The sequence below is a fragment of the Novosphingobium sp. BL-A-41-Hi4A-0G genome (assembly GCF_055521735.1).
Window position 1 is genome coordinate 3,501,184 of the sequence record NZ_CM145501.1, and the last position, 19,115, is coordinate 3,520,298.

Annotated in this window: 23 protein-coding genes and 1 tRNA gene; 6 read left to right on the forward strand and 18 right to left on the reverse strand. The window is 63.4% G+C overall.

All coding sequences use genetic code 11. From position 1 onward, the window contains the following. Positions 1-93 precede the first annotated feature (93 nt). Complete coding sequence (locus ACZ1JX_RS17005; RefSeq protein ID WP_465124674.1) at positions 94-492, forward strand: hypothetical protein; 399 nt, start codon at positions 94-96, stop codon at positions 490-492. Between the two features lie 34 nt (positions 493-526). On the opposite strand, the gene ACZ1JX_RS17010 is transcribed toward ACZ1JX_RS17005, so the two are convergent. From ACZ1JX_RS17010 to ubiE, 4 genes are read right to left on the reverse strand one after another with little or no spacing between them, the layout of a single operon-like run. Further along, the gene (locus ACZ1JX_RS17010; protein WP_465124675.1) at positions 527-1,090 is read right to left on the reverse strand and encodes a DUF1993 domain-containing protein; all 564 of its coding nucleotides are present in this window, start codon (positions 1,088-1,090) and stop codon (positions 527-529) included. Then, entirely contained in the window at positions 1,087-2,223 is a 1,137-nt protein-coding gene (locus tag ACZ1JX_RS17015) for an acyltransferase family protein (protein ID WP_465124676.1), read from the reverse strand. Before ACZ1JX_RS17015 ends, ACZ1JX_RS17010 begins: the two co-directional genes overlap by 4 nt. Before the next feature lie 13 nt (positions 2,224-2,236). Then, positions 2,237-3,796 carry a 2-polyprenylphenol 6-hydroxylase gene (gene ubiB / locus ACZ1JX_RS17020; protein WP_465124677.1) on the reverse strand — a complete coding sequence of 520 codons (1,560 nt, stop codon included), beginning with the start codon at positions 3,794-3,796 and terminating at the stop codon, positions 2,237-2,239. Between the two features lie 4 nt (positions 3,797-3,800). Further along, a complete protein-coding gene (gene ubiE / locus ACZ1JX_RS17025) occupies positions 3,801-4,550 on the reverse strand; it encodes a bifunctional demethylmenaquinone methyltransferase/2-methoxy-6-polyprenyl-1,4-benzoquinol methylase UbiE (protein WP_465124678.1) in 750 nt (249 codons plus the stop codon). Positions 4,551-4,610: 60 nt separating this feature from the next. On the opposite strand from ubiE, the gene mutM reads away from it, so the two are divergent. Continuing rightward, entirely contained in the window at positions 4,611-5,423 is an 813-nt protein-coding gene (gene mutM, locus ACZ1JX_RS17030) for a bifunctional DNA-formamidopyrimidine glycosylase/DNA-(apurinic or apyrimidinic site) lyase (protein WP_465124679.1), read from the forward strand. A 373-nt stretch (positions 5,424-5,796) separates the two neighbouring features. Beyond that, entirely contained in the window at positions 5,797-6,351 is a 555-nt protein-coding gene (locus ACZ1JX_RS17035) for a hypothetical protein (RefSeq protein WP_465124680.1), read from the forward strand. Between the two features lie 237 nt (positions 6,352-6,588). Here ACZ1JX_RS17035 and ACZ1JX_RS17040 read toward each other — a convergent pair whose 3' ends face one another. The 11 genes from ACZ1JX_RS17040 to ACZ1JX_RS17090 all read right to left on the reverse strand — a co-directional run bounded on the left by ACZ1JX_RS17040 (position 6,589) and on the right by ACZ1JX_RS17090 (position 13,213). Further along, positions 6,589-7,320: a hypothetical protein gene (locus ACZ1JX_RS17040; RefSeq protein WP_465124681.1), complete on the reverse strand. Its 732-nt coding sequence runs from the start codon at positions 7,318-7,320 to the stop codon at positions 6,589-6,591. A 30-nt stretch (positions 7,321-7,350) separates the two neighbouring features. Beyond that, positions 7,351-8,493, reverse strand: a complete 1,143-nt coding sequence (locus ACZ1JX_RS17045; RefSeq protein WP_465124682.1) for a hypothetical protein — start codon at positions 8,491-8,493, stop codon at positions 7,351-7,353. Next, positions 8,475-9,344, reverse strand: a complete 870-nt coding sequence (locus ACZ1JX_RS17050; protein ID WP_465124683.1) for a hypothetical protein — start codon at positions 9,342-9,344, stop codon at positions 8,475-8,477. The genes ACZ1JX_RS17045 and ACZ1JX_RS17050 overlap by 19 nt, the downstream gene beginning before the upstream one ends. Further along, positions 9,344-9,574: a hypothetical protein gene (locus ACZ1JX_RS17055; RefSeq protein ID WP_465124684.1), complete on the reverse strand. Its 231-nt coding sequence runs from the start codon at positions 9,572-9,574 to the stop codon at positions 9,344-9,346. Before ACZ1JX_RS17055 ends, ACZ1JX_RS17050 begins: the two co-directional genes overlap by 1 nt. Continuing rightward, the gene (locus tag ACZ1JX_RS17060; protein WP_465124685.1) at positions 9,571-9,852 is read right to left on the reverse strand and encodes a hypothetical protein; all 282 of its coding nucleotides are present in this window, start codon (positions 9,850-9,852) and stop codon (positions 9,571-9,573) included. Before ACZ1JX_RS17060 ends, ACZ1JX_RS17055 begins: the two co-directional genes overlap by 4 nt. After that, positions 9,849-10,067 (reverse strand): hypothetical protein, encoded by a 219-nt coding sequence (locus tag ACZ1JX_RS17065; RefSeq protein WP_465124686.1) that lies wholly within the window; start codon positions 10,065-10,067, stop codon positions 9,849-9,851. The genes ACZ1JX_RS17060 and ACZ1JX_RS17065 overlap by 4 nt, the downstream gene beginning before the upstream one ends. A gap of 3 nt (positions 10,068-10,070) precedes the next feature. Beyond that, the gene (locus tag ACZ1JX_RS17070) at positions 10,071-10,295 is read right to left on the reverse strand and encodes a hypothetical protein (RefSeq protein WP_465124687.1); all 225 of its coding nucleotides are present in this window, start codon (positions 10,293-10,295) and stop codon (positions 10,071-10,073) included. A gap of 91 nt (positions 10,296-10,386) precedes the next feature. Further along, positions 10,387-11,070 carry a hypothetical protein gene (locus ACZ1JX_RS17075; RefSeq protein WP_465124688.1) on the reverse strand — a complete coding sequence of 228 codons (684 nt, stop codon included), beginning with the start codon at positions 11,068-11,070 and terminating at the stop codon, positions 10,387-10,389. 49 nt (positions 11,071-11,119) lie between these two features. Beyond that, entirely contained in the window at positions 11,120-11,614 is a 495-nt protein-coding gene (locus ACZ1JX_RS17080) for a hypothetical protein (RefSeq protein WP_465124689.1), read from the reverse strand. Positions 11,615-11,710: 96 nt separating this feature from the next. Beyond that, entirely contained in the window at positions 11,711-12,946 is a 1,236-nt protein-coding gene (locus ACZ1JX_RS17085) for a tyrosine-type recombinase/integrase (RefSeq protein WP_465124690.1), read from the reverse strand. 193 nt (positions 12,947-13,139) lie between these two features. After that, positions 13,140-13,213, reverse strand: a tRNA-Gly gene (locus ACZ1JX_RS17090). Positions 13,214-13,380: 167 nt separating this feature from the next. Between ACZ1JX_RS17090 and ACZ1JX_RS17095 the strand changes: the two genes are divergently transcribed. From ACZ1JX_RS17095 to ACZ1JX_RS17105, 3 genes are all read left to right on the forward strand, one after another. Beyond that, positions 13,381-13,671, forward strand: coding sequence for a DUF2218 domain-containing protein (locus ACZ1JX_RS17095; protein ID WP_465124691.1), 291 nt, complete (start codon positions 13,381-13,383; stop codon positions 13,669-13,671). 94 nt (positions 13,672-13,765) lie between these two features. Beyond that, entirely contained in the window at positions 13,766-14,710 is a 945-nt protein-coding gene (locus ACZ1JX_RS17100; RefSeq protein WP_465124692.1) for a fumarylacetoacetate hydrolase family protein, read from the forward strand. Between the two features lie 64 nt (positions 14,711-14,774). Beyond that, positions 14,775-16,892, forward strand: a complete 2,118-nt coding sequence (locus ACZ1JX_RS17105) for an acetate--CoA ligase family protein (RefSeq protein ID WP_465124693.1) — start codon at positions 14,775-14,777, stop codon at positions 16,890-16,892. Between the two features lie 57 nt (positions 16,893-16,949). Here the strand turns inward: ACZ1JX_RS17105 and ACZ1JX_RS17110 are convergent, their stop codons facing one another. The 3 genes from ACZ1JX_RS17110 to ACZ1JX_RS17120 all read right to left on the reverse strand — a co-directional run bounded on the left by ACZ1JX_RS17110 (position 16,950) and on the right by ACZ1JX_RS17120 (position 19,088). Further along, positions 16,950-17,621, reverse strand: a complete 672-nt coding sequence (locus ACZ1JX_RS17110; protein ID WP_465124694.1) for a phytanoyl-CoA dioxygenase family protein — start codon at positions 17,619-17,621, stop codon at positions 16,950-16,952. Positions 17,622-17,628: 7 nt separating this feature from the next. Further along, positions 17,629-18,165, reverse strand: a complete 537-nt coding sequence (locus ACZ1JX_RS17115) for an adenine phosphoribosyltransferase (RefSeq protein WP_465124695.1) — start codon at positions 18,163-18,165, stop codon at positions 17,629-17,631. 107 nt (positions 18,166-18,272) lie between these two features. Further along, the gene (locus ACZ1JX_RS17120; protein WP_465124696.1) at positions 18,273-19,088 is read right to left on the reverse strand and encodes a cytochrome c1; all 816 of its coding nucleotides are present in this window, start codon (positions 19,086-19,088) and stop codon (positions 18,273-18,275) included. Positions 19,089-19,115: the final 27 nt, after the last annotated feature.

A 19,115-nucleotide genomic window follows, 5' to 3' on the forward strand; every position in this document is an offset into this window, starting at 1 on the left:
CTTGTGCAATGGTGGGCGCGCTCGCGCAATCCTTTTGCGTGCGGAGCGCCGATGCGGCACAGTTCGCAACAAACGAGAACGGGGGATGGTGTGATGAGACTGATACTGACGGCGCTGGTGTTCCTTGCAGGTCTGTTCGACCTGTTCCTGGCTATCGGCTTCCTGACGGGACCGGAGCAGGCGGCGACGGGCTTCGGCATTGCCGCGACGGGCCTTGGCGGCGTCTCGACGATCCGCGCAGACTTCACCTCGTTCTTTGGCGTGGCGGCGTTCTGCATGATGTGGGGCGCGTGGCGCAGGAACGCGGACCTTATGCTGGTCCCGGCGCTGCTGTTCGGGACCTCGTTCGTGGGCCGCGCGTTCGATCTGGTGCTGACCGGTCCCTATCCGGGGTGGCAGGTGCCGATGGCGGTGGAAGCCGCGCACGTGGTGCTGATGCTGGCAGCGTGGCGCATGCTGCCGCATCACAAGCTGGGCGAGATTGCGGGGTGACGCCGCAAGCCTTCCTGCCTGGGCTATGATCCGGTCAGGCCGTGGGCCTCGTCCCGGGCCGGAGATACGCGAACATATGCGCGACGTAATCTGCCTTGCCCAGACTGACGCCCAGATGACGAAGAATGGCGTAGGCAATCATGATGTGGAAGTAGAACTGCCCTAGCGCCCAGTCACGGCTGTACTGGTCCGCGGTCAGGTCAAACACCATGCCATTGGGAAGCGCGTGTGCGATCGCAGCGGTGCCGTCGGCGCCTTCGCCTGCGGACAACGCCGATACCAGCGCAATGGTCTCGGCGATCCTTGCCCGTGCGTCGCCCAGCGATCCCGGCCGCTCCCCGGCGTTGCGGCCTTCCTCCAGCAGGATCGCATGAAAGGGTGGCAAGGCAATCCCCTGCAGCCGGTGGACGCCTTCCAGCGCCTGCGCGCAGGCAAAGCGGATCTGGGTGGAGAACGGGAACATGTCGGGCGCAAGCCGCGCTGAAGGCAGCGCAGTCACTTGCGCAACAGGTAATTCGCGTTCGGCCTTGTCCAGCCAGTTCGACAGTGCGGCGAGCATCTGCAGATAGGTCGGGGCGAGAAGTTCGAACGGGGTCATGGCTTTTCCTTGTCGACGGGATTGGCCCGTGCCTTCCATCGCGCCCAGAGCGCGAAGATGGCGCGTTGGGCGGGGCGTTCGAACCGGGCGTGGCTGACGAAGCCGGTGGCGATGGCAAGGCTCACGTAGAAGATCAGGAACCACGGCTCGCGGGCGATGTCGCGGGTGAGGCCGGTGGCGTCGATGATCAGGACCAGCGTCAGCTGGATCGGGATGTGCCACAGGTAAATGCCGTAGGAGGCATCGCCCAGCTTCTGGCCGAACTTGAGGCGACTACCCCCCTCCCTGTGATCGTCGTCGTTGAGATCGAGCGCCAGGGTCAGGAACAGGACCGAGAACGTGCCCGCGATGGTAGCGGCATCGCCGCTGCGGTAGTCGGCCTTGAGCAGGAAGGCGCTGGCCAGCAGGGCCATGCCCAGTGGCAGCAGAGTGGCCGGGCGCAACCAGCCTTTCAGCGTGGCGCCATAGGCCGCGCAGCCAAGGAAGAAGTAACCGATGCAGGCGAGGACGTCCTTGTTCGGCGCGTTCCTGAGCATGGCCCAGAGCATCAGCGCGCCGATCGGCAGGGCGAGCGCCAGCGGTGCGCGGCGCAGGGCCGGGATGCTGACGAAGAACACGAGATAGGCCAGAATCTCGGTCGAGAGCGACCATGACGGGCCGTTGAACGACTGGTCCTCCTGCCAGCCCCAGTACTGCATCAGGGGGATCGACAGCAGGAAGTGCTTGATATCGTTTACGTGGTAGATGAACTCGGTGCCGTTGCGGGCAAGGTACAGGCCTTGCAGGATGGCCATGAGCGCGAGCGTCAGCAGGTGCAGCGGCCAGAGGCGCGCCACGCGGGCGAGCCAGAAGCGGGCCTTGTAGTTGGTGTCGGCAAGATAGACGTGGGCGAAAACGAAGCCCGAGACCGCCCAGAAATACTGCACGGCGGTGTGGCCGTGATTGTAGAACCAGCTGAGCCATTCGTACCACGGCTGGATCGCGCGGTTGACGTTCACATGGTACGGCACCGGAGGCACGAAGATGTGCTGGTAATGCCAGAACAGCACCATGATTGCGGCAAGCAGGCGCGACAGGTCCAGCGCGTGGAAATGGCGCTTGGGGACGCGCAGGTGCGAAAGTCTGTGCGGCAAGATGGCGGCCTTCTCAGCCCCACCAGCCCAGCGCGTGGGTGCCGATGACCAATGCGCCGCCGGCGAGGAAGGTGACGATCTGGCCAAGCAGGCCGGGCCCGCGCTTGCGGCGCTTGCGCTGCCACATCAGCTCGATCTTCGGCAGCGGCGGGGCTTCGGGTGCGCCGCCCTTGGGGGGGAAGCGGTCCTCAATGCGGCGGATGAGGTCGGGGATGCGCAGCAGCGTCTGCGTGTCCTCGCGAATGCGGTCGGCGATGGCGGCTTCGGGGCCGAGTTCATCGCGCACCCATGCGCGGACGAACGGGGCCGAGGTTTCCCACATGTTGATTTCAGGGTCGAGTTGGGTGGCGATGCCTTCGACCATGACCATCGTCTTCTGCAGCAGCAGCAGGTGCGGCTGTGTCTGCATGTCGAAATCGCGGGTGATGGCGAACAGGCCATCGAGCATCTGGCCGACCGAGAGTTCGGACACAGGCTTGCCGCGCATCGGTTCACCCACCGCGCGCAGGGCCGTGGCGAATTCGTCGACCGAGTGGTAGCTCGGCACGTATTGCGCTTCGAAATGGATTTCGGCGACGCGGCGATAGTTGCCGGTGGTCAGGCCGTAGAGGATTTCGGCAAGCCACTGGCGGGCGCGACGGTCAATCCGGCCCATGATGCCGAAGTCGATTGCGGCTATGGTGCCATCGGGTTCGACGAACAGGTTGCCCTGGTGCATGTCGGCGTGGAAATAGCCGCCACTGATCGCCTGGGTGAGGAAGGCGAGGACGAGGCGCTGGGCGAGGTTCTTGCGGTCATGGCCTGCGGCGTCGAGCGCATCGACATCGCTGATCTTGATGCCGTCGATCCAGTCGAGCGTCATCACCCGGCCGTTGGTGCGGTCCCAGTCGATGTCGGGCACGCGGTAGCCTGCGTGGGCACGCATCGTGTCGGCGAGTTCCGAGGCCGAGGCAGCTTCGCGGCGCAGGTCCAGCTCGCGCACGGTCCAGCGCTTGAAGTTGGCGATGACCATGCGCGGGCGCAGGCGCGAGGCCTCGCCGCCGAAGGCTTCGAGATGGGCGGCGGCCCATTCGTAGGTATCGATGTCGCGCGCGAACTTCTCGCGCACGCCGGGGCGCAGGATCTTGACCGCGACCTTGCGGCCTTCGGTCGTCACCGCGCGGTGGACCTGCGCGACCGAAGCTGCGCCGATGGGTTCGGGATCGAACGAGGAGTACAGCGCTTCGAGCGGCTTTCCGAACGTGCTCTCGATTTCCTTGCGGATCAGCGTGAAGGCGACCGGGGGCAGGTTGTCCTGCAGGGCCAGCAGGTTGTGCGCGGCTTCCTCGCCGACAAGGTCCGGCCGGGTGGCGAGCGTCTGGCCGAGCTTGATCGCGGCCGGGCCGATGGCGCGGAAGGCACCGGCATAGTCCGGGGTTTTCGGCTGGAGCGTACCGAAGCGCGCCACCTTGCACAGCGTGCGTACCGGCGCAGGCGTGTTCGGATCGTTCTCGATCCCGCGCAGCGCGCCGTGGCGGGCAAGCGTGCGGCCCCAGCCGAGCAGGCGGCGAATATGCGTGGCGGGAAGGGTCAAACGCTCAGACCTTCCAGCCCGAATGGATTGCAACGAGACCGCCGAGGATCGGCTCGACCCGGGTGCGCTTGAACCCGGCGGCCTGGATCATCTTCTCGAAGTCCGGCATCGTCGGGAAGCGGCGGATCGATTCGATCAGGTAGCGGTAGGAGTCTTCGTCGCCCGCGATCATTTGGCCGAGCTTGGGCACCAGCTTGTGCGAATAGGCGTCGTAGATTTCGGAAAAGCCGGGCCACTCGGTGGTCGAGAATTCGAGGCAGAAGAAGCGGCCGCCGAACTTGAGCACACGGTGCGCTTCGGCAAGGGCGCGGTCGATGTGGGTCACGTTGCGGATGCCGAAAGCGATGGTGTAGGCATCGAACACGCGGTCGGGGAACGTCAGTTCCTCGGCGTTCTGGCGCGACCACTCCAACCCTTCGATGCCGCGCTTGGTAGCGCGTTCGATGCCCACATCGAGCATGTCCTGGTTGATGTCGGACACGGTGATCTGCGCACCATGCTTGGCCATGCGGAAGGCGATGTCACCTGTGCCGCCCGCCATGTCGAGAATCGCTTCGCCCGGCTGGGGGCGCACCCGACGCACGAACTTGTCCTTCCACAGGCGGTGCATGCCCACCGACATCGCATCGTTCATCACATCGTACTTGCGCGCGACGTTCGAGAAGATCGCGCCGACGCGCTCTTCCTTCTGGTCTGCCGGGATGTCTTCGTAGCCGAACGAGGCGGTTTCTTGTGCGGTTTCCGTGGTGCTCATGCCTTGGCCCTTTAGTGGGGAATTGCCCGGACGGCAAAGACTGTTAGGGGTGATGGCGACATGCCCGAATTGCCCGAAGTAGAAACGACCGTGCGAGGTCTTGCAACCGTGCTCGATGGGCAGGTCATCACCCGCGTGGCTGTGAACCGGCCGGACTTGCGGCGGCCTTTCCCGGTAGACCTTGCGCAAGGCCTGACCGGAGCACGGGTGACAGGGCTGTCGCGGCGGGCGAAGTATGGTCTGATCCATACTGACCGCGAGCGGACGATGGTGTTCCACCTCGGCATGTCGGGGCGCTGGCGAATCGATCCTGAGGACATCGGCAAGCACGATCACCTTGTGCTGGAGACGGCGCAGGGCCGCGTGCTTTCGTTAAACGATGCGCGGCGGTTCGGTTCCGTCGATCTGGTGGATGACGCAGCGCTTGATCAATGGCCGCAGTTTGCTGCGCTGGGACCCGAGCCACTGGGGCCGGGGCTGACGGCGGGCCACCTTGCCGCCGCGTTCAAGGATCGCATTGCGGCGGTGAAGCTGCTGCTGCTGGATCAGCGGATCGTGGCGGGGCTCGGCAATATCTACGTTTGCGAAGCGCTCTATCGCGCGCACATCCATCCCGAGCGCGAGGGCGGCAAGGTCTCGCGCAAGGCGCTGGGCCTGCTGGTCCCGGCCATCCGCGAAGTGCTGGAGGAATCGATCGCGGCGGGCGGCTCCACCTTGCGCGACTATGCCCGGCCCGATGGCGAACTGGGCTATTTCGCCAAGGACTGGCGCGTCTATGGCCGCGAGGGCGAGCCATGCAGCTGCGGCGCAGCGGTGGAGCGGATCGTCCAAGGCGGGCGTTCGACGTTCTTCTGCGCCAAGTGCCAGAAGTAGCTGCTGCCCGGCTGTGCGAGGTGGGAAGTTGGAGGTAGCGGGAACCGCGAAATGGCATGAAAAGCCAGTGAAATAGGAGTTATGAGGGGAGGTATTTTTCAGGATACCCCCAATGATACCCCCTCGCGTGATCTGCTACCCCCAACGCGATAAGCGAATGGCTGCGATCAGACTGCAAGCAGTCCAGCGCAAATCGGCTGGAGTCGGTGGCAGTCTGCATTCCCGAGATGCGCGGGAAACTGCGGTTTCCGAACAATCGAGCGTGACGGTGGAGACGCAGCGATAGTTTGAGTTTCGGTTGCAGTTTGCATGCGGCATGTAGTGCACTGTCATCTAGTCCAGACGATTCGTTTGACTATTCGGGGGTAGCACCATGGCACTAATCAAATGCGCGGAATGCAGTAAAGACATCTCCGATCAAGCCAGTTCTTGCCCCGGCTGTGGTGCTCCAGTTGTTGTGAGCGATGGCACGGCGCGGGCCCCGGAACGTCTAGCCCTGAGCGAGGGCAAATTCATCGCAACACGAGAGATGATGGCGGCGCTCGGAAAAGCAGCTGTCCACGCCTGCAATTATCGCGTTGACGCGGCTGATGATTCAGCTGGAACAATCACGTTCACGACTGGTGTCACCATGGGTTCATGGACCGGAGTAAGCGGGTCTATCATCTATCGAGAGGTGGCGCCCTATCTGTTCGAAGTGGCAGGAGCGGCCAAGCAAAACGTCCGCGGTGGGCAGGTAGTCGCACTGGATCTCTTCGGCGAGGCCAAGAGCAAGGTTGATAACGTCATATCTGAGATGCGCCGCCAAGCGCAGGCAGGTCAGATTACGCCAGTGTCCGCCGATGCTGGCGCATCCACGGGATGTGTCGTGCTGCTCCTAGGGCTGGCATTCGGACCGACTGCAATGGCGGTTGGTCACTTCGTCTAGCGTCAGAATCGCGGGTCCTACCTGCAGCATTTCGGGACCCTAAGCGCTGAAGGACCGCAAAAATCGTTCGCCGCCCCCATTTTCGGGATCGATACAGTTTCGAGTTCGAGTTCTGAGGGCACGAAAAAGCCCCCGAGCGGGCACACTCGAGGGCTAGAGGTTGGGGAGGGGCACCTTGGGCCTTGCCGCCTCCCCGGCCCGGTAGCGAAAGGAGCCGAAACTCCCGGGCCTATTCGGTCATCCCATTGCCTGCTTTGCCGCCATCGCAGCAATGAGGGAGGTTGTCGCGATATCTTCAGGCACCCCGATGCGGGACGGGACATTGCCGGCCGCTGCAACGCCCTTGCTTGCGAGAGGGGTGAGCATCTCTGCCACGCTGTCCGGGACCGGGAGCACGTCACGGCGTGGGATGAGTTCGGAGCGCATCAGCTTTGCCAGCGCCTGGCCGAGCATTTCGGTTTCGGCGGTGAAGCCCCGAGCGCCTGCGGTAATACCCGCCACGGTCGCATAAACCCGCCCGATCGTGTCAGCCGCTGCCCGCGCTTCGGCAAGTAGATCGTCAACCACAGGGCGAAGTGCCGGCACAACTTTGCCCAACGCCGCGCCCTTGAGCCGAGCCATGGCGTCCGAGTTCTCCCGGCTTCGGTCCTGCAGTTCGCGAATGCCAGCGCGCAAGGCGTTCTGTTCGTCCCTGAGGTCGCGTTCCTTGACCATGGTTCCGGCCGCCTGCGCTGCATCAGCTTCCCCCAAGAGGGCATCCGCCACGGCCACGGCGGCGCGCTTGTCGGCCATGCGGTCCTGCAGGATTGCGGAAAGCTGCCCCTGAATTTCACCGAGGCGGGTTTCGGCCTTGGTGATCGCTGCCGAGATGCGCTCGCCCTCCGCGGCCATGTCGGCAAGTGCCTGGTTCTCGTGGTCAAAGGTGAGCGCGGCAAGATCGAGAGCGGCGCGGTCATAGATGGCAGTCATGTTTCGGTGTCCTTCAATTCGCAGTGTCGATTATCGGCTGGCCTGAGGCTTCATTTTGGCAATGACGTTGCCCCATGGGTCCGCCTTGGCCTGTGCCTGCTGTTCGCGCTCAGCATCGGTAGGCGACACGTTGAGCGCGTTGAGGATGTTTGCGGCCGGGTAGTTGTCACCATGAGCCAGAAGCGCGGCGGCGAGCCGTTCGCGGCCCTGGCTGGCTTGCCCGGCAAACACCGATGCCCAGCGCTGGCGTTCGCTCTGCTGTGCCTTGGCGCGTTCGGCCTTGGTGTCCACCTTGGGCGCGATCATCGCAGCCACTTCGGCCTTGGTCTTGGCGTCGAGGCCCGCAACGATATCCCGCGCTGACAGGTCGAGCTTGCCGCCCGATGCTGCAGCACGAGCCAGAGCGCTTGCAAGGCCAACTTGGGCAGGGGACACGCCAGCCGCTTTTGCGCGCTGTGCGGCGAGGCGGGACGAACCGCCTACAGGCCCGGTGAAGCGGGAAAGGTCTTCAGACATTTGTTGTTCCTTTTCGTGAGAGGTTGGGCACGAATGGGGGTCAGAAGCTGCCCCGCGCCGTGCCTGGCCGTTCTTCTTCAGGGAGCGTGCCGAGCCGGTCGCGCCTGTCGCTGCAACCCCGGCGCCCCGCACGGCGAGCAAGGGGAAGCCGTTGACCGACTTTAGCAGCACGAGAGGGCCAATCCGGCGATCTAGCCCAAGATTATCCCAACTTCCGGGTGTGACGCGTTGGCGCTGTCCCTTGCCGCCTGCCACGCGCTGCAGGTCCGGTGTCGGGACCCAAAGCCACCTGCCACGGGTCGGCCGGATCTCGCTTCCCGAGGTGTAGCTTTCAACCGCGCCTCGCGTGCGCTCAGAGCGGGACCTGACAAACACGGTGCCCGATGCGCTCCAGCCGCCTGCCTCGCGTCTGTGAATGCCCCGGCCGCTGCTGAGGTCCGAGGCTGAGCCAAGCCCGTTGCCCAGCCGCCCGAGCCCTGCGCCTGCCATGGCCTCCCGGATCGATCGCACCGCAACCTTGGCGGCCCTGTCGGTCGCCTCCAGTGCGGCGAGTTCCATTCTGCGATCAATGGCCTTGCCAAACGCACGGTAGGGGCCTGCGTAATCGGAGCGCTGAAATTTTGCGGCGAGGCGCGGCATCAGGCGGCGTCCTTCCATTTGCGATAGGGGAGGGCACGTCCGCACGCTTCCTGCAGCTTGACGTGATAGTGGCCGGGGAGGCCCTTGCCGTTCTTGAACCGGCTCAAGGTCGCTTCCGGAATGCCGGCATCCTTCGCAAGCAATTTCGCACCGCCTATTTTGGCGATGGCATCACGAGTCCAAGCCCGAAGTTCATCGAGGGGGGCCACGATGGAATCACCCCTCTGAGATGGTGAAATTCCAGAGACCGGAGAGACCCGTTGAACGGGGGAAGACTGGTTAACTAGAAAGGGTGCGATAGTCGCAACGCTGGAATCGGTCGAAAAGTCAGCAATTCCGGGTTTCAGCGTTGCGGTATTCGCATCGTGAAATTTCACCTGCGGTGCGGTAGCTGCAACGGATTTCACGTCTCGCGTTGCGGAAACCGCACCGCCGAATTTCATCGGTTCGGCTGGCTGCTTTGGGCCGAAGCCGCGCTTTGTCCGCCCTGCAGGTCGCCATGACTGGTATTCGTTCGTCGCGGCTTGGCTGCGCTTCCCCTCTCCGGTTGAAACAAACGTGATGCGATAGGTCCGGGCCTTCGCCTGCCCATGGTCGGCACCGCTTGTGCATTCCAAAAAGCCGAGTTCGATCAGTTCGGCCAATGCTTGCCCGTTGGCGGCGTGGTTCTGATTATTGAGGGACTTCCCGATCTGCTTGACCGCAATTGCAATCTTGCCGTTGTTCCAGCCGTCATGGTGGAACAATAGCACCTGCAGGACCGCACGAGCCCGCATGGAAGCGTGCCGCCATGCCGCGCTATCCAGCACGGCGCGGGGGATCATTATGAAGTTGCCCCGGTGGTCGGCTTTCTGCGGCCCTTGGCTCATTACGCAGTCTCGCCGTCCCTGAGGTCAAAAAAGGGAAGTCGGCGCGTTTCGGACTGGTCGAGGGCGTAGGCCAAGGCGTGCGCTTGGTCCCCGAACCAACGGCGACACGGCGAGCCCGAGCGGCCCCGCACTGTCACGCTCCAGACGGTCACGCCCGCGCTTTCCAGCGTCTCCAAGGTCACGGCGAGCCAATCGCCCGAGCGCAACGGAGGGAGTTTGAACGCCTTCACCGCTTCGCCTCCCGGACCTGCACACCCATCCGGGCGCCCAACTTGCGAGCCATCGATCGCGCCTGGGTGAGGTTCGGATAGTGCGTTGTCGCCAGTCGGATGGCCTTGCCAGCATCATCGCGGCCCATCACGTCGAGGCGCACGCCCCGGCTGAGCGGCTGGATAAGGATATGACCGTCCCGCACCGGCACCCGCTGCGTTTTCGGTTCGCGGCGGTCGAGGATGGCGAGGGCTTCGCGACGAAAGGCGGCGACAAGGGGCGAGGACTCCACGGTCATGCAGGTCCGCCCTTCAGCTTCTCCACAATCGGAAAGCCGGTCGCCTTCGCGATGAATGCCGCTCTCGCGCGTGCTCGCTCCAAGGTCGGCTCATGAACGGGATCTAGCTGCTGATACTCGCCCGAGGCCGGGTGCACCGCGTGAATGTCGATGCGCACGCTGTGGGCGAGTTCAACGATTTCGATCCTGTCGCGCGGGTCGAGAGGCGCGGCCATCGATCAGGCGGCCTTGCCGTAATCGGGCAGGCTGGCAATGTAAGAATCGATGCTTTCGAGGTCGAACAACGTAGTGCGGCCGACCTTCTTGGCCTTGATAACCCCCGCGTTGAGGAGTTCATAGCGGCGCGTCTTCCGGAGCATTCCGGGATAGACAGCTTCGACGGTGCGGCCATCGGCCCAGCGCGGGCGGATGCTGCTTGCGGTATCGGTAGCGGTGTTGGGCATGAATTCACCTCCGTTGATGTTCGGAGATGATCGCTCGCGCCCGCTAACCTATCTAGGGCGGCCAATTTCCAGTTAGCGGGAAACCCCGGATCTAAGGGGTTTCAGGTGGTCGGAGTTCCCAGAGTGAAAGCATCTGGACAACGATATCGTTGATATCGGCATCTGCTAGGTTCGGAAACTCCGCCTGCAGGTAGGGCTTTATGTGGTGAATTCGCTGCAATAGAGTTCGTTCGTACTCTTGGACGGTGGGCGGAGACGGCTTTTTCCAACCTCCAGCCGATATGGCCGACCAATGCCAAATATCTCTTAATGCTCCATCACCGATACTTGCAAACATCCCGCCTTGCAGCTTGGCCGCTTCTATCCAGTCGTCGCAGTTCTTGGCGTAGTAGTACCGTTTTCTCCAATAGGTGTCATCGTGCCCATTGTTTTCCGCGGCGATTATAAAGCCATCAACCACGCCATGCGTGTCGCGATAGGGCTTCGCTCGTAAGCCGTCAGCGTACCATTGCCGTCTAATCTGGAGCGCCTCAACTCGCGAAGCTTGGGCATCGTGTCCATCCAAGCTGATAGACACACCTCCTGAACTTTTACCTCTGAGTGCATCCACCAATTCGAGGCGGACAAGATCGTTTATTGGCGCGCCAGACTCGAGAAGGCGTGCGATGCTCTCATTTCCGTTTCGTGCTAGGCCCCAGAGTGCGCGCAAGGCTTCGGCATTTAGCAACATGGCTTCGGCGGGCGTGAAGCCGGAGTTCTCAGCATCGTCGCTCATTGGTGCCCCGGGATTGGGCGCGGCTGGTTGCCCGGCCGCGCCGTCATGTTCATGCGGCCACATGCGCCCATGCTGCTTGCAATGCTGCGCTGTCGTCTGCGATGATCTTGAAAGCGTCACCGATCTGTGAATCGTTATCCATTTCGTGCTCCATGATCAGCGCTACTTTGAGCCGCACGGCGAACGGGTCGGGGGCCGGGGTTTTCAGAACCTTCCGAATTGCATCCCAATAGGGCCTCAAATTGTTGACCCTGTGCCGCTCCTCAGCGTCGGTGACGGCCAGATATGACGCTTCAAGTTCTGCAGGTTGGACCTGCCTCATCAGTGTGAGGTCATGTGCATCCCAACGCCGGGAAAGTTCGCCGAATTCCTGTTCGGCCATCATCAGGGATTCCCAGACGAGAAGTTCGCCGATTGCCCGATCCCAATCCGCTCGAGCCTCTGCATTGGCAGGGTTGCGCCATTCCATCGAAGCGGCTGCAAGAGCGGCTATGCCTTGGCCCGTGACGGAAGCGGCTGGGGTGACTACTTGGTGCATATTCATCGATTCGGCTCCTTGGTTGCCGGTTGGTGATAGGGGGCGCGCGGCGGTGGTCCAGTTGCCGCGCCCCCCGCTTCATCGGGACAAGCCCGTGAACAGTTAGCCGGTCGCCCGGTCTGGAAAGGGCACGATATCCGCACCCGTGCGCAACGTGTCGAGGTAATCCGACCACCATTGCGCCATTGCGACACGTTCGGCCCAATACTCGCCGCGGTGATAGGCGGCGCGCACCTTGTCGCTGTCGCCATGGGCGAGGGCGCGCTCAATCGCATCAGGGTTCCACTTGCCGCTCTCATTCAAGAGCGTGGAAGCCATAGAGCGGAAGCCGTGCGCGGTCATTTCATCGCTGGAATAGCCCAGACGGCGAAGGCCCGCGTTGATCGTGTTTTCGCTCATTGGACGGGTGCGAGAGCGGATTGAGGGAAACACGAAACCTGCCGGCCCGGTGATCTCCCGCACCTCGCGAAAGATTGCGACGGCCTGACTTGATAGGGGAACGTGGTGCGGCTTCCTCGCCTTCATCTTTCCGGCTGGGATGCTCCAGACACTTCCGTCGAGGTCAATCTCGCTCCAGTCGGCATGTCGCAACTCGCCGGGACGGACAAAGACGTGGGGGGCTAGCCGCAAGGCAATTTTGGTCAGGACCTGCCCGTCATAGCCGTCGATCGCGCGCAAGAGTTCCCCCGCCCGCTTTGCATCGGTGATCGCGCCGTAGTGCGTGACGGTCGGAGTAGTGAGGGCACCGCGCAAGTCGCGCGTCGGATCTGAGCGAAGGCGCGCGGTCGCAACCGCATACCTGAATACCGCGCTGGCAAGCTGGAGGGTGCGGCGCGCGCTTTCCAAGTTGCCCTTGTTCTCAATCTTGCGAATCGCCGCGAGCACGTCAGCCGGTTCAATATCGGCAATGGGCAGGCGGCCTATGCTGGGATTAAGGAGTGAGAGGAGATATTCGCTTCTGACAGCCGTAGCCGGAGCCCAGCCCTTTTCACCGTCCCGCTTCCGCTTCGCTGCATATTCGGCCGCGATGGCCGTGAAGGTGTCTGCTGCTTGGAGCCGTGCCTTGACCTTCTCGCGCTGCTTTTCCCGCGAAGGATCAAGTCCGTTGGCGATTTCTGCCTTGGCCATGTCCCGGCGCTTGCGGGCTTCGGATAAGGTCACGTCTGGGTAGACGCCCAAGGCGAGCAACTTCTCGCGCCCGTCGATTCGGTACTTCAAGCGCCAAAGCCTGCCACCGGCTGGCGTCACAAGCATGAACATGCCCGCGCCGTCTGACAGCTTGAACGGCTTCGCGCCTGGCTTGGCCTTCGCCTTGATCTCCATATCCGTGAGAGCCACCGCACTGCCTCCGATGATACCCCCTGCGATGGGGGTATTGCGTTGGCCGTCTCTCAGTACCCCCCAATGATACCCCCATCCGATGGGCGCACCGCCAAGAACGCATCCGAACGCAACCGGCCTTCGATGCCCGTAAATACCGCGAATATCGGGGGTTTGTCCAGACGGTGGCGAACGCTTGCGGTCTGGAAGTTGGAGCGGGTAGCGGGAATCGAACCCGCCTAGCTAGCTTGGAAGGCTAGTGCATTACCACTATGCTATACCCGCTCAGGGTCAGCGCGCTTCGAACGGCGTGGCTGCGATGGCGGGCGCTTGCCACGGCGGACGCGGGTTCGTCAACCGGGGATCGTCGCGAAGTTTGAATCAGGGTCTTGACGGGCGCATTCAAAGATATATCTTAGACGTAACGAAATTGATCTTGAAAGCGAGTCTCCATGCCTGCCAGCCGTGCCGTTGTTCCTACCGCCAGTGCCAGCCGTTATCTCCAGCAGCTATGCAAGCACTGGGGCCACAAGTTCGAAGTCTCGTTCGATCCGCATGCCGGAAAGGTGGCGCTTCCGTTCGGGCCGGTGGAACTGGCCGCGTCCGATGCTGCGCTGGAAGTGACTTGCCGGATCGAGGGCGAGGGCGATCTTTCCCGGATGCAGCAGGTGGTGGCCGACCATCTCAACCGCTTCGCCCATCGCGAGGGCGAGTTGCAGTTCGACTGGCAGCCGCTCGACTGAACATCATTCATCGCGTGTATGCCGGGCGATAAAAACCATTCCTTTGCGCGTGACCTGAGCCGAGGCTAGGTCACGGCCGCAAAGGGAGAATGAGATGCGCCTCGCAACATTGAACGACGGCACCCGTGACGGGCGGCTGGTGCTGCTATCGCCTGCGGGGGACCGCTATGCACTGGCCCCGGTGGCGACGCTGCAGGACCTGATGGAGCAGTGGACCGCGCTGGCGCGGCAGCTGGCGGCGATCGCGGAGTTCCCTGAAGCGCTGGATCAGGCCGCTCTGCTCGCGCCGCTGCCGCGTGCGTGGCAATGGCTCGATGGCTCTGCCTTCCAGAGCCACGGCGACCTGATGGACGCGGTGCTCGGCATCACCAAGCCCAAGACCGACGTGCCGCTGATGTACCAGGGCATGTCCGATACCTTCATGGCCAGCGGCAGCGACGCGCGGTTTCCGTCCGAGGACCTCGGCATCGATTTCGAGGGCGAGTTCGGGGTGATTGTCGATGCGGTGCCGATGGGCACCACTGCGGCTGAGGCGCTGGGGCATATCCGCCTGATCGTGCAGATAAACGACTGGTCGCTGCGCACGCTGGCAGGCCCGGAAATGAAGACCGGGTTCGGCTGGATCGGCGCAAAGCCTGCCTGCGCGATGGCACCTTTCGCGGTGACGCCCGACGAGCTGGGCGATGCGTGGAAGGACGGACGCGTTTGCCTCGACCTGCTGGTTGACTGGAATGGCAAGCGCTTCGGCTCGGCGAACGGCCACGCGATGGGCTACGGCTTCCATGAGCTGGTTGCGCATGCTGCCCGCACGCGCGATCTGGTGGCGGGCACGGTGATCGGTTCGGGCACCGTCTCGAATGCCAACTTCCGCGAAATCGGCTCCTCCTGCATCGCCGAGCGGCGCGGGATCGAGGTGCTGGACGAGGGTGAGCCGAAGACCGCATTCATGGCCTTTGGCGATACAGTGCGGATGGAGGCGGTCGATGCCACAGGCCGCGCGCCGTTTGGCATCTTGCACCAAAGGGTCGTGCAGGCCTGACCGCAGGCCACTTGCCCTCCCTCCGATCATTGTTATATCGCATAGCGAAATCGGAGGATGCCTGATGACCGAAGCGAGTCTTTCTCACGCCGCGCTGGACCGTCTCCTGCGCCCGAAATCCGTGGCGATCATCGGGGCTTCGGACAAGCCGGGTGCGCTTGGCGCGACGATCCTGACCAATCTCGATCGCAATGGCTATGCGGGCGCGATCTATCCGGTGAACCCCAAGCGCGAAGAGATCATGGGCAAGCGCTGCTACCCATCTGTCGAGGCGCTGCCCGAAGGCGTGGACGTTGCCGTGCTGGCCATTCCGCGCGTTGGCGTGCTGGGCGCGGTCAAGTCGCTCGCGGCGCGCAAGTGCGGCGGCGTGGTGATCTTCTCGGCAGGCTTTGCCGAAGGCGGCGAGGAAGGCCTTGCCGAACAGCGCGAGATCGCACGCATCGCGCATGAGGCAGGCATGGTCGTCGAGGGGCCGAACTGCCTTGGCCTTGTCAACTATGTCGACCGTATTCCGCTGACCTTCGTCGAGACCAATGCCGTGCCGCCTGCGGGCAAGCGCGCGGTGGGCATCGTCTCGCAGTCTGGCGCGATGGCAGCGGTGCTGGGCACGATGCTGCTCGCGCGCGATTGCGGCGTGTCCTACTCGGTCTCGACCGGTAACGAGGCGGCGAGCGGGGTCGAGGACTATGTCGACTGGCTGGTCGATCAGGACGATACCCATGCCATCGCGATGATCGTCGAGCAGTTCCGCAAGCCGCAGGCGTTTCTGGCGGCGGCGCGACGGGCCATGGCGGCGGGCAAGCCGGTGGTGCTGCTCCACCCCGGCAAGTCGAGCGCGGCGCGTGAATCGGCGGCGACCCATACCGGCGCGATGGCGGGCGACTACAAGCTGATGCGCGCCATGGTCGCGCGCGCTGGCGTGATCTTTGCCGAGACGCTGGAAGAACTGGGCGACATTGCCGAGATCGCCGCGCGCTGCCCGGTCCTGCCTTCGGGCAATACCGCGGTGCTGGGAGAATCGGGCGCATTCAAGGCGCTGACGCTGGATCTGGCGGAGGAACTCGATCTGCCGCTGGCCGATCTGCACGATGAGGATTCGCCGCTGTTGCGCGCCGCGCTGCCACCGTTCGTGCCGGTTTCGAACCCGCTCGACATCACCGCGCAAGGGTTGTCCGAACCGGCGATCTACACCCGCTGCATCGAGGCGCTGTTGGATGATGATCGCGTGGGCACCGTGTTCGCCGGGATCATCCAGGCCGAACCGATCACCTGTGCGATCAAGTTCCCCGCGATCCTTGCTGCCGTCGAGGGCAAGGCGCTGACCAAGCCGGTGATCTTTGCCGGCCTCGACGAAGGGGCCGAGGTTCCGGCCGAGCGCATCGCGGCGCTGCGCGCGGCGGGCATTCCGTGGTTCCCGACGACCGAGCGCGCGCTGCGGGCCGTGACGCGGCTGACGCACTGGGCGGCGCAGGATCTTTCGGTCAACGATCTTCCGGCAACTCCGCTGGCGGGGCTGGCGGATGTCCATGGCGTGATCCCTGAATACAAGTCTAAGGAGCTGCTTGGCCCCATCGGCGTGTCGTTCCCCAAGGGCGGTTTCGCTGCGAGCGCCGATGCCGCGGTCGCGGCGGCGAAGGCCGTGGGCTATCCTGTGGCGATGAAGGCACAGGCCGCTGCGCTCGGACACAAGAGCGACGCGGGCGGCGTAATCCTCAACCTTGCTGGCGATGCCGCCGTGCGCGAGGCGTGGGAGCGCATCCACGCCAATGTCGCGGCCTATTCGGCGTCGATCCGGCTCGATGGCGTGCTGATCGAAGGCATGGGCAAGCGCGGCATGGAGATGATTGTTGGCGCGAAGAACGATCCCGAATGGGGACCGGTCGTACTGGCGGGCTTCGGCGGGGTGACGGCGGAAATCCTGCAGGACGTTCGCCTGCTGACCGCCGACCTGACGCAGGAGGCGGTCGAGGCCGAACTGATGAAGCTCAAGAGCGCGGCGCTGCTGTGCGGCTATCGCGGCTCACCGGCGCTCGACGTGCCTGCGCTCGCGGAGCTGATCGTCAAGGTCGGGCAGGTGCTGCGCGCGGAGCCCTCGATTCGCGAGATCGACCTCAACCCGGTCATCCTGCACCCCATGGGCGAGGGCGTGGTGGCGCTCGATGCCCTGATGCTGGTGGAGTGATTTTGCTGCCCGGTTGAATATAAAAAAGGGCGGTCCGGTGGGCCGCCCTTAGTCATTTCAAATACCTGCCCAAGTCAGTCCGTTCGGCAATGCGCCGGCAGCATAATCGATTTGCAGGACCCGGCGGCGGCTGGGGGCGGCAGCGGCCTCGGAAGCATGCAATATCGGTGTCGAATACAGCCAGACATCACCGGCGTGTGCGACACAGGCAACTGTGCCACATCGCTTCACCGTTTCGGCAACGTCACACTCGGCTATGCGACCCATGCGATGGGACCCGGGTGCAATGAGGAGAGGTGCATTGCTCTCGGGAACGTCGTCCAGATGGATCCGCATCGTCACCATTCTTTCGAGCAGTTCGATGGGCGGGGCGACATGGTGAATGCCCTGCTTGACCGTCCATGGCCCGTAACCCGGCGTGTCGATCCTCCCATTCACGCAGATCGTACGGTCCTGATGCCAACCAAGGGACCAGTTTACCTTCGTTGACTTGTCAAAAAGAATCGCGCGAACTGGCATGGCGCCGGGGCCTATGGCGTGCCGTGCCGTCTGCCCGATGCTGCTTTGTCCTCCGATCAGTTCGCGGAGGGCTGCATTGTCACGAAGGCGAAGACCGGCATGTCCGTTAGGTAGGCAGTCCAATGCCTCTACAACGCTGGTGATGGCATGCAAAGCGTGGCCCGGCAGACGAACTGCACCAATCATCGAGAACTGGTCGAGATCAAACATTACCGGATCAATGCCCCGGAAAATCCATCAGTGCCTCGACCGTGAGTCCTGCATCGCGCAGGCGGGCGGCGCCGTGGAGGTCGGGGAGGTCGATCACGAAGAGCGCGTGGGTCACGCGCGCCCCGGCCGTGCGGAGCAGTTCGGCAGCCGCTAGCGCGGTGCCGCCGGTGGCGATCAGGTCGTCGATCATCACCACGCACTGGCCCTGCGGAATGGCCGTAGGGTCGATCTCCAGCCTATCTCGGCCATATTCGAGCGCATAGTCGATGCCGATGGTCTTGACCGGGAGCTTGCCCGGTTTGCGCACCGGGATGAAGCCGACGCCCATCCGTGCCGCCACGGCCGCGCCGAAGATGAAACCGCGCGCTTCCATGCCTGCGATTGCTTCGGCCCCTGCGGCGCGCGCCCTGTCGGCGAGGTGATCGACGCAGGCTGACAATCCCTCACCATGCGAAATCAGCGTAGTGATGTCGCGGAACAGGATACCGGGGGCAGGGAAGTCCGGCACGGTGCGGACGAGGGCTTTGATTTCTACGGGTGTCATCGCGGCGTGATGCTATCGCTGGATACGAAAAAGGCCACCGTTTCCGGTGGCCTTTGTTCGTTTCGCCTTGGCGAAGAACTCGGTGTCTGAAGCTTAGTGCCTGAAACTCAGTGCTTGTCAGCCCAGACGTTCTTCTTGGCGAGGTAGGCCAGCACCGTGGCGACCAGCAGGAAGCCGAGCACTGCCCAACCGGTCTGCTTGCGCTTGTCCATCTTGGGCTCTGCCGTCCAGATCAGGAAGGCCGAGACGTCGGTCGCCATCTGGTCGACGGTGGCCTTTGTGCCATCCGCATAGGTAACCTGTCCGTCGCCCGAGAGCGGTGCCGGCATCGCGAGGTTGAGGTTCGCGAAGTACGGGTTGTAGTACAGGCCGTCCGGGGTCTTGGCATCCGGGAACTTCTTGAGAAGCTCGGCGGGCTGCTCCTGATAACCGGTCAGCAGCGAGTGCACGTAGGCACCACCGTCGTGACGAGCCTTGGTGATCAGCGAGAGGTCTGGCGGATTGCCCTGGCCTGCGTAGTACACGGTCGGGAAGTAGTCCGACGGGATGTTGTCACGCTCGCCGCGCTCGCCGGTCTTCGGGTCGAAGGTCGGCTGCTTGGCGCCCCATTCCTTGGCAATCGCCTTCACTTCGGCTTCCGAGTAGCCGAGGGCAGCAAGGTCACGGAACGCGACATGCTTGAGCGAGTGGCAGGTCGAGCAAACTTCCTTGTAAACCTGGAAGCCGCGCTGGAGCTGCTGCTTGTCAAACTTGCCGAAGGCACCATCGGAAGCGAACTTCACTTCCTTGGGGTGGAGATGGAACTCGTGCTCTGCCGTGGGGGCAGCGGGTTCCTTGATCGCGGTGTAGGCGCCGTTGCCGAACGACCAGAGCAGCGCGACCGCGAAGAAGAGGCCGACCAGGGGGCCAAAAAGACGGACCATAGGGTTCTCTTTCTCTAACGCTTCGGC